This window comes from Prevotella sp. oral taxon 317 str. F0108, from assembly GCF_000162415.1.
Lineage (GTDB): Bacteria > Bacteroidota > Bacteroidia > Bacteroidales > Bacteroidaceae > Prevotella > Prevotella conceptionensis.
In genome coordinates, this window is record NZ_GG740072.1 from 1,302,917 (window position 1) to 1,311,686 (window position 8,770).

Annotated in this window: 11 protein-coding genes; 4 read left to right on the forward strand and 7 right to left on the reverse strand. The window is 48.4% G+C overall.

The window, feature by feature from the left end; all coding sequences use genetic code 11:
- Positions 1 to 30: 30 nt before the first annotated feature.
- From HMPREF0670_RS04925 to HMPREF0670_RS04940, 4 genes are all read right to left on the reverse strand, one after another.
- Positions 31 to 2,013: a tetratricopeptide repeat protein gene (locus HMPREF0670_RS04925; protein WP_044077717.1), complete on the reverse strand. Its 1,983-nt coding sequence runs from the start codon at positions 2,011 to 2,013 to the stop codon at positions 31 to 33.
- Between the two features lie 154 nt (positions 2,014 to 2,167).
- Entirely contained in the window at positions 2,168 to 2,731 is a 564-nt protein-coding gene (gene def / locus HMPREF0670_RS04930) for a peptide deformylase (RefSeq protein ID WP_009230066.1), read from the reverse strand.
- Positions 2,728 to 3,144, reverse strand: coding sequence for a Holliday junction resolvase RuvX (gene ruvX, locus HMPREF0670_RS04935; RefSeq protein WP_009230067.1), 417 nt, complete (start codon positions 3,142 to 3,144; stop codon positions 2,728 to 2,730). Before ruvX ends, def begins: the two co-directional genes overlap by 4 nt.
- 6 nt (positions 3,145 to 3,150) lie before the next feature.
- Positions 3,151 to 3,630 (reverse strand): SPOR domain-containing protein, encoded by a 480-nt coding sequence (locus tag HMPREF0670_RS04940; protein WP_009230068.1) that lies wholly within the window; start codon positions 3,628 to 3,630, stop codon positions 3,151 to 3,153.
- 274 nt (positions 3,631 to 3,904) lie between these two features.
- On the opposite strand from HMPREF0670_RS04940, the gene HMPREF0670_RS04945 reads away from it, so the two are divergent.
- From HMPREF0670_RS04945 to HMPREF0670_RS04955, 3 genes are read left to right on the forward strand one after another with little or no spacing between them, the layout of a single operon-like run.
- A complete protein-coding gene (locus HMPREF0670_RS04945) occupies positions 3,905 to 4,126 on the forward strand; it encodes a YtxH domain-containing protein (RefSeq protein WP_009230069.1) in 222 nt (73 codons plus the stop codon).
- A 7-nt stretch (positions 4,127 to 4,133) separates the two neighbouring features.
- Positions 4,134 to 4,481, forward strand: a complete 348-nt coding sequence (locus HMPREF0670_RS04950) for a hypothetical protein (protein ID WP_009230070.1) — start codon at positions 4,134 to 4,136, stop codon at positions 4,479 to 4,481.
- 4 nt (positions 4,482 to 4,485) lie between these two features.
- Positions 4,486 to 4,761 (forward strand): hypothetical protein, encoded by a 276-nt coding sequence (locus tag HMPREF0670_RS04955; protein ID WP_044077718.1) that lies wholly within the window; start codon positions 4,486 to 4,488, stop codon positions 4,759 to 4,761.
- Positions 4,762 to 4,776: 15 nt separating this feature from the next.
- Here HMPREF0670_RS04955 and HMPREF0670_RS04960 read toward each other — a convergent pair whose 3' ends face one another.
- Genes HMPREF0670_RS04960 through HMPREF0670_RS04970 form a run of 3 tightly spaced genes read right to left on the reverse strand, consistent with a single transcriptional unit; the run spans position 4,777 to position 7,424 of the window.
- Positions 4,777 to 5,538 (reverse strand): MBL fold metallo-hydrolase, encoded by a 762-nt coding sequence (locus tag HMPREF0670_RS04960; RefSeq protein ID WP_009230071.1) that lies wholly within the window; start codon positions 5,536 to 5,538, stop codon positions 4,777 to 4,779.
- Positions 5,535 to 6,551 carry a UDP-N-acetylmuramate dehydrogenase gene (gene murB / locus HMPREF0670_RS04965; RefSeq protein WP_009230072.1) on the reverse strand — a complete coding sequence of 339 codons (1,017 nt, stop codon included), beginning with the start codon at positions 6,549 to 6,551 and terminating at the stop codon, positions 5,535 to 5,537. The genes HMPREF0670_RS04960 and murB overlap by 4 nt, the downstream gene beginning before the upstream one ends.
- A 15-nt stretch (positions 6,552 to 6,566) precedes the next feature.
- Positions 6,567 to 7,424, reverse strand: coding sequence for a DUF4348 domain-containing protein (locus HMPREF0670_RS04970; RefSeq protein ID WP_009230073.1), 858 nt, complete (start codon positions 7,422 to 7,424; stop codon positions 6,567 to 6,569).
- Positions 7,425 to 7,624: 200 nt separating this feature from the next.
- Here HMPREF0670_RS04970 and pheS point away from each other — a divergent pair, with 200 nt between their 5' ends.
- On the forward strand, positions 7,625 to 8,662 hold the full coding sequence (gene pheS, locus HMPREF0670_RS04975) for a phenylalanine--tRNA ligase subunit alpha (protein ID WP_009230074.1): 1,038 nt from the start codon (positions 7,625 to 7,627) through the stop codon (positions 8,660 to 8,662).
- Positions 8,663 to 8,770 lie beyond the last annotated feature (108 nt).

Sequence of the window (8,770 nt, forward strand, 5' to 3'; positions counted from 1 at the left end):
TGTGGTAAAATACGTTATACGCGCCAAGCTTTACTTCTTCTGTGCAGTCGTGGCACTGTTTTTCTTGATGATGTTGTAGGCCGAATAAAGGCCTAGTTCGCCTGCCTTGCTAAGGTCTTTAACGCCTTGCGGGCGTTCGCCACGGGCAACATGGGCCAGTCCGCGATTGAAATAGGCCTCGGCAAACCGACTGTCTAGTTTGATGGCTGCCGTATAATCGGCAATGGCTTTATCGTTGTTGCCTTGGTTGTAGTACAAATTCGCCCTACAATAATATAGGTAAGCACTTTGAGGTTGTAGGGTTATGGCCCGGTTTAAGTCGGATAAAGCTCCTGCTTCCAGCAATTTAGCATCTGCTCCATTGGATGCCTTGAAACCGCTCATGGCCATTTGGCACACTGCCCGATGCCAATAGGCCAGGACGGAGGTGCTGTCTAGCGAGAGCAACGTTGTGAGGTCGGCTATCGCTGCATCGAAATTTTGCAGTGTTCCGTAGGTCACCGCACGCTGTAAGAGCAAGGCTCGCAACTCAGCATTGTTGGCATTGGCACCTATTCTCTGCGTCAACGACTCGACAAGAACAAAGAAATCTTTCGAGTGGCGTTCGTCTAACTGTTCATTTCCACAAGCAACGTATAAGGGGCGGCCAAGTTTTGCCACGCGATTAAACTGTTCTACGTCGCGGTCGAAAGCCTGATAAGAACGTATTCCGTTGGCGTATGGCACGAGCGAAAGGTGGAACATGGGCATGAGCGATGTGTTGGTGGCGTTGTCTTGCACGCGCCCGCGGTAACGACTTTCGTATTCATGTGCCACTTCATTCTCGTCGCTCACCACCATTTGGTTGTACTTGTCCATATTTATCTCGCTACGCTTGCGCACTTCTTTCAGCTTGGCACGTGTCCAACGCGCCTGAACGCCCAACCGTTTGTCCATCTGTGCTTTGAAAATCTTAAACTCGTCGAGTTCGGCTTTGGCCACCATGCCCAGTCGGCGATAGCAACGGGCACGATAAGAAAGCCCTATCCAGAAGTTGGGGAACTGCTTGATGACCGTAGAATAGTCGTCGATGGCGGCGCGTATGTTACCCGTTTTCTCATGAAGTATGCCGCGATTGAACACGGCCATGAAGTTGTTTGGTTCCATCTTGATGATGAAATCGAAGTCGGCGATGGCCCTATTGTCGTCGCCCAGCTGCAAACGAAGTAGTCCGCGGTTGTAATGTCCAAGAAAATTGTTGGGGTCTAGTTCCAGTGCAAGGTCGTAATCGGCCATTGCACCACGCAAGTTATTTAGGTTTACGCGGGCAATGGCGCGGTTGAGATAGTTGTCCACGTTCTTGGATTTCAGGTGAATGGCCTTTCCCAAGAACTCATCAGCCTCGCGCCATTGCTTTCGCGACAGGCTTATGTAGGCTCTCATGGTCCATACATTGGCGTCGTATGGGTCTAGTTTCAAGCCTTTGTCCAGCCATTCGGCCGCTTTCAGCGTGTCTTTCTCGTGCAAATACACCTCTGCGTTTAGGGTATAGGCATTGGCATAGTCGGCCCAACGCGACACAATTGTGTCAATATCGTGGTGCGCACCCGCATAATCCTTGCCGTTCATGCGGCAGGCAGCGCGATTGTACCAATAGTTTCGGTTGCTCGGATTGAGCTTAATGGCACGGTTGTAATCGGTTATTGCCTCTTGATACTTGCTTTGCCTGATGCGCGAGATGGCTCGAAGGTCGTAAATGTCCTCGATGTAGGGGTTCAGACTGATGGCCTCGCCGGCATCCTCTTCGGCTCCCACGTAGTCGTCCAGATAGAATTTGGCGATGGCGCGGTATTGCCACGGCTGGTAAAGGTAAGGCCGAAGTGAGATTATCTGGTTGAAATATTGCATGGAAAGCACGTAGTCCTCGTAATGGAGGGCTATCTGTCCACTAGTCATCAGCCTATCTACGTTGAACTGCGCACGGGCAATGAACGCGACTAGTGCGAAAAAAACAAGTGCAATCTTTCTTCTCATGCAACCTATGGCAATAAATTCTGATGTAATACTGTTGGCGCTGTCAAGGCGCAAAGGCCGTTTTGCTTTTTCTCATTGCGATGAAAACGGTTTCACGTTCCCGGCAAAAGCCAAACAAGTTTGGCTTTGCACGCTCGGATTGACGAAGAGGAGCTTAGCGCGTTGCTTGCTTCGTGCGGTATCCGCAGCGGAATTTGCCTTGCAGCAGTGCCTTCAATTTATTTTTAATGAGCTGCTTGCGGAAAGGCGAAAGGTGGTCGGTGAAGAGGATGCCGTCAAGGTGGTCTACCTCGTGTTGCAGCACGCGAGTGAGATAACCTTCAAACCATTCGTCGTGCGGCTTTAAGTCTTCGTCAACATATTGCATACGGATGCGCGTGTGTCTCGTCACCTTTTCGTGTATGCCTGGCAGCGAAAGGCAGCCTTCTTCCAGGCTCTCGGTAGGCGATTGCTCGTCAATCTCAACGATATGGGGATTGATAAACGCCTTTCTATAACCCTTGTATTCTGGATAAGTCTCGGCTAACACATCAAGGTCTACCACCAACAAACGGATGTCTAAACCAATTTGCGGTGCGGCCAGCCCGATGCCGTCGCTTGCTTCCATCGTTTCAAACATGTTTTGGATTAGTTCTTTCAAGTTGGGATAGTCCAACGGAATGTCTTGTGCCACCTTACGCAGCACCTGTTGTCCATATATATATACTGGTAATATCATCTTCTTTTTGATTCTAGATAACTTTGTAGAATGATTGTAGCGCTAATCTCGTCGACCAACGCCTTATCTTGTCGGGCTTTTTTCTTCAAGCCTCCGTCAATCATGGCCCGATGAGCCAACACCGACGTGAACCTTTCATCGTAATATACGACGGGTATTGTGGGGCACGCTTTCTTCCATCGCGCCACGAACTGCCTCACGCGTTCGAGGTTTTCGCTGGGTTGCCCATTAGTTTGTTTTGGTTCGCCCACAACGATAAGTTCCACTTCCTCACGTTTCGTGTAGTCGAGCAGGAAGTCGACCAATGTAGACGAAGAAACTGTTACCAACCCGTTGCAGATAATTTGCAGCGGGTCGGTAACAGCGATGCCTGTTCTTTTCTGTCCGTAATCTACGGATAATATCCTGGCCACGTTGGTTTACTTTCTATATAGCAACCAAGCGTCGGGATAAGTAGCACGGAATTCATTTCTAGAGGTTACAGCATCGGCTTTCGATGTGAACGAGGCTGCCACAACGCGATACATATTGCGGTCGGCATTGTATGCCAGACGTGCGTCGTGGCCTTCGCTCTTCAACTTATTGTAAAGCCCTTCGGCATTGGTCTTCAAAGAGAAAGACCCAACGACAACGCTGTAATCATTCAGACCGGAACCGCTCACAACAGTGACGTTCTCTTGCCTTACTGAGGCGTTTTCAACACTCTCTTCCACGGTTATCTGTGTTGCAGGCGACTCCTCTACGGGCGTCACAACAGGCGCAGCGCTCTCACCAGACGTCTGCTCTTGCGACTTTGCCTTTTCGTAAGCCCTCTTGTAGGCACTTTCCTTGCTCGATCCACAGCTCGACAACATAAATGCAGCACACAAGCTGGCGCATAAAATCATACTTTTCTTCATCTTCTATCCTATTTAGAATTAAACTTACAATCGCTTTATGATGGGCGAAATTACAAAATATATAACTAAAACACGAGATATGCTCGCATAAAGTTTGTTAATTGAGCACTCTACACGCTTTTTAACATAAATAATGACATAAAGATTTTGAGCTTTGTCATAGTTTTACTACATTTGCTTTTATATTGAATGCCATGAGGCTTGTTTGCCTTTACAAGAGCGATCAATACTTATTTAAATACAATAATCATAAACAACTAAAAGATTAAGAAGTATGAAAGCATTAGGTTACATTGGCGCATTTCTAGGTGGCGCCATCGCTGGTGCAGCCCTAGGGCTGCTCGTTGCTCCTGAAAAGGGCGAAGATACACGTTGCAAAATATCAGATGCCGTTGACGACTTCTGCAAAAGACACAACCTCAAGTTGAGCCGCAAGCAGGTTGACGACCTTGTTGACGACATCAAGGACGCCGTTCCCGAGTCGATTGTTGAATAACATGGCCATGTTCTCGACAGACAACAACGTGCAAACCATCGGGCAACTCGTGGAGGTGCTCAAAGATTACATCGGGCTTCAAAAGGAATTTGTGAAGCTCGATGTAATCGAAAAGGTGGTGCGCCTCATCACCGTTGCCACCTTGTTGGGCATCCTCACGGCCTCGATACTCATGATTGCCATCTTCGGTTCATTCGCCGCAGCCTACGCTTTGGCGCCAAAACTGGGCATGGCTGCCAGTTTCTGCATCGTGGCCGCCTTCTACTTGGTGCTCTTTCTGCTTATCTTCGCTTTCCGCAAGCAATGGATAGAGAAACCCGTGGTTAGAATTCTTGCAAGTATCTTAATGGATTAACATGATGGAAAACGAAACGATACAAACACCATCGTATAGGTCGCTAACGCAGATAAGGGTCCGAAAGGAGGCCTTGAAAAAGCAAATTGAAGAGGAGGACGCGAAAATAAAGACGCTGTGGGATAAGCTGTTCCGACCCAACGAACAAGCGGACACCTCGCCTTCCAAGCGTTTTACTGACGTGTTAAACACGGGAGCAGGCGTGTTAGACGCCCTTATATTAGGGTGGAAACTATATCGAAAGTTCAGCGGAAAGCCGCTTTTCAGACTAAAATGGTAAATGTGGGTCGGGTTTTTAAAGCTCGACCTGCATTCCATCATACCCAAATTCCACGCCGATAGGCAACCTTTTACTAGCCTTTTCGTGCAAACCAATCTGGTGAGTAAGGTGCGTTAGTATTGTTCGCCTTGCTCCCAACTGCCGTGAAAAGTCGATGGCCTCGCTCACCAATTGGTGAGAATGGTGTTCTTTTTCAAACCGCAAGGCATTTATTATCAACACTTCCACATCTTTAAGGTACTGCAACTCGTCGTTGCCAATGGTCTTCATGTCCGTGATGTAGGCCAATTGGCCAAACCTGTAGGCCAAGATGGGCATCTGTCCGTGCAGCACCACGAAGGGCATCACGTTGATGTCGCCGAACATTAAGGGCTGATGGGGTTCGATGGCGTGCAGTTTCAGCAGCGGCACGCCTGGGTAAAGGTCGTCCGAAAAGCAATAAGGCATGTTGTGTTTCAATCCCTTTACGGTGTCAACGTTACCATAAAGGTGGATGTCGCCAAAGCTACAATAGGGCCGAAGGTCGTCAACACCACCCACATGGTCGTAATGTATGTGGGTAAGCAACACGGCATCTATAGGCCGAAAGACTTGCGGCATCAGCTGCATGCGGATGTCGGGACCGCAATCTACCAGCACGCGGTGCTCTTTGCTTTCAACAAGCAATGCACATCGCATGCGTTTGTCTTTGGAATTGTCACTTCGACAAACCTCACAACCACACCCCAACACGGGTACACCATTAGAAGTGCCCGTTCCTAATAACGTGAATTTCATTGTATGTTAACCTCCGGATAGATGTCTATGCCAAACTTTGCCTTCACATCAGCTTGTATTCGACGGCAAAGAGCCAGCACGTCGCTACCCTCGGCACCGCCCTTGTTCACCAAAACCAATGCTTGCTTGTGATGAACGCCTGCCCTACCCAACGCCTTTCCTTTCCATCCGCATTGTTCTATCATCCAACCTGCGGGTATTTTCACCCTGTCGGCGTCTATTATATAATGTGGCATGTCGGGATAAAGGGGCAGTAAAGCCTCGAATTTACTTCGTTGCACGATGGGATTCATAAAAAAGCTGCCTGCATTACCCTCCATTTTGGGGTCGGGCAACTTAGCCTTTCGAATGTCAATAATGGCCTGGCGCAACTCTATGGCCGTGGGCACAACGACGCCTTTCTCGGCCAATGCAGCCTTAATGTTGCCGTAATCAAGATGTGGAACAAAGGTTCGACAGAGCCGATAGGTGACATGGGTGATGAAAAAACGATTTTTCCAATCGCGTTTAAAACGACTTTGGCGATAAGCATACTCACATTGGGCATTGGTAAAGTGCACAATGCGGCCTGTTTCCACCTCTACGGCCTCCACAGTGGTTATCAAATCTTTCACCTCCGCACCGTATGCGCCAATGTTTTGTACAGCACTAGCTCCCACTTCGCCAGGAATAAGCGACAAGTTTTCGGCTCCATACAGGCCATCGGCCACGCATTGAGCCACCACCTCGTCCCACACCAACCCCGAACCGCAACGCAACAGCACGTGTTCTTCGCCGTCATCGTGCTGTTCCATGCCCATAATGTGCGAATGTATTACCGTCCCGTCGAAGTCGCCCGTCAGCAACAGGTTGCTACCACCGCCCAAAATCAGCAGTCGTTCGTTGGCACTCACCAGCTTTGGCAAAGCCTTTTGCGCCTCTGCCACGGTATCGAAGGCCACATATCGCCTACACCTCGCCTTAATGCCAAAAGTGTTATGCGGCGTAAGATCGTAATCGTAATGCTCTGTCATGCACAAAATAAAAGCCTAGCTGTTAAACTTCACGAGTTTCCATTTGCCTTTCAACTTTTTGAAGTACATTTCTGTTTCCATACCATTGGCCACGCCACGGATAACAAACAGCTTGCGGTTGCTCTCCGTGTACTTCTGGCCATAGATAATGTTGTAAATCTCGCCCTTCGGAATAAGCCCCGGCTTGAACGACGGCCATTGTTCGGGCGAGATAGAACCAGTGATAGATCCGAAATCATCGTCGGGGTCGGGAGCGGTGAACTCAACCAAGGCGTTCAGGCTTTGAACCTGAAACGCACTGTCCGATGCAAAGCGTTGATAAAACTGCAAAAACGAAGCATTAGTGGTTTCGTACATGGCTTTTAGGTTCATCGACGTAAGCATCCACTGTCCGTTTACGCGGTTGAAGAGGAATTGCTTAACCGATTTGTTGTTGAACGCAATCTTCTCAATAACCACATGGCTTATCGTTGTGTCTTTCACCAATTCCATTTGCTTGGCGTTATCGAAGATTAGCGTATAATAGCCCTGTTTCATAAAGAAGTGTTCCATGCGCCAATCTTTCTTTTCAATGCGTTTCACCACCTTCTCGTTTTGGTAAACGTCCAATGGAAACTTTACTCGCGCAAACTGCAACTTGCGGTTTGCAGCAAAGTTGAACACAAAGTCGTCGAACAATTCGTCTGCCGCCTTCGGCATGGGTTGTTCTTCGATAATACTCTCAAGCGTGTCGCGCGTTGCGGTATCGCCCACAATTGTATCAGTGCGCGTACTGTCGGCGGTTGTCGGTTTCTTATCCGTACAACCCGTGGTTGTGCTCCCCATCGCTATCAGTAGCACAACCATTATAGCAAAGAAAATAAGTTTCTTCATCCTCTTTCCTTTCGTTTCCTATATCCTTTTGTTAGTCTCTCAAATTATTCTTAACGTAAAGTGGGCAACTCGGCATGCGCTTTTCTGCACAGCCAAAATGTGTCCTAGTTGATGCAAAAGTACAACTTTATTTCCACACCATGTTTATTTCAATATAAAAATATTAACTTTGCATCCAAATTGTAATAACACAATAAAAGATGATACTCGATAAAATAGACCAACTGTTGAACGAAGTGAGCAATCTCTCGGCACAAAACGCCGACGAAATTGAACAACTGCGCCTGAAATATCTCAGCAAAAAAGGTGAGATTACCGCCCTTATGGCCGACTTCCGTAATGTGGCTGCCGACCAAAAGAAAGCGGTAGGAATGAAAATCAACGAGTTGAAACAGCTTGCACAAGACAAGCTGAACGAACTGAAAGAGGCTGTGGGTACACAAAAGAAGGCCGAAGACGCGCCCGACCTTACACGTACGCCCTACCCCATCAAGCTTGGAACACGCCATCCGCTAACCATTGTGCGCAACCAAATCATCGATATCTTCCAACGAATGGGGTTCACACTCGCCGAAGGACCGGAAATCGACGACGACCTGCACGTGTTTACCAAACTGAACTTCGCACCCGACCATCCCGCACGCGACATGCAGGACACCTTTTTTATCGAGACAAATCCCAGCGATGTAACGAAGAATGTTATTTTGCGCTCGCATACGTCTAACGACCAAAGCCGAGTGATGGAACGCCAACAGCCACCCATCCGTGTGATTTGCCCAGGACGAGTGTTCCGCAACGAGGCTATCTCGGCACGTGCACACTGTTTCTTCCATCAGCTTGAAGGCTTGTACATCGACAAGAACGTGTCGTTTACCGATTTAAAACAGGTCTTGCTCACCTTTGCACGCGAACTTTTCGGTCCCGACACCGACATCCGCCTGCGCCCAAGCTATTTCCCCTTCACCGAACCAAGCGCAGAAATGGACATCTCTTGCCACATCTGTGGCGGCGAGGGCTGTGGATTCTGCAAGCATACTGGTTGGGTTGAAATCCTTGGTTGTGGCATGGTAGACCCCAATGTGCTTGAAGCCTGCGGCATAGACAGCACCGTTTATTCGGGTTACGCCTTTGGTTTGGGTATAGAACGCATCACCAACTTGAAATATCACGTGGCCGACTTGCGTATGTTCTCCGAGAACGACGTGCGTTTCTTGCAAGAGTTTCAAGCTGCCAATTAACCGAACACAATGCACCTAGGCTTTAAGGTGCACACAAACAATAACAGCTATAAACCGTCGGCAATGTTGTCGGCGGTTTTTTAGTGCCAACATCTATTCGTATTAATA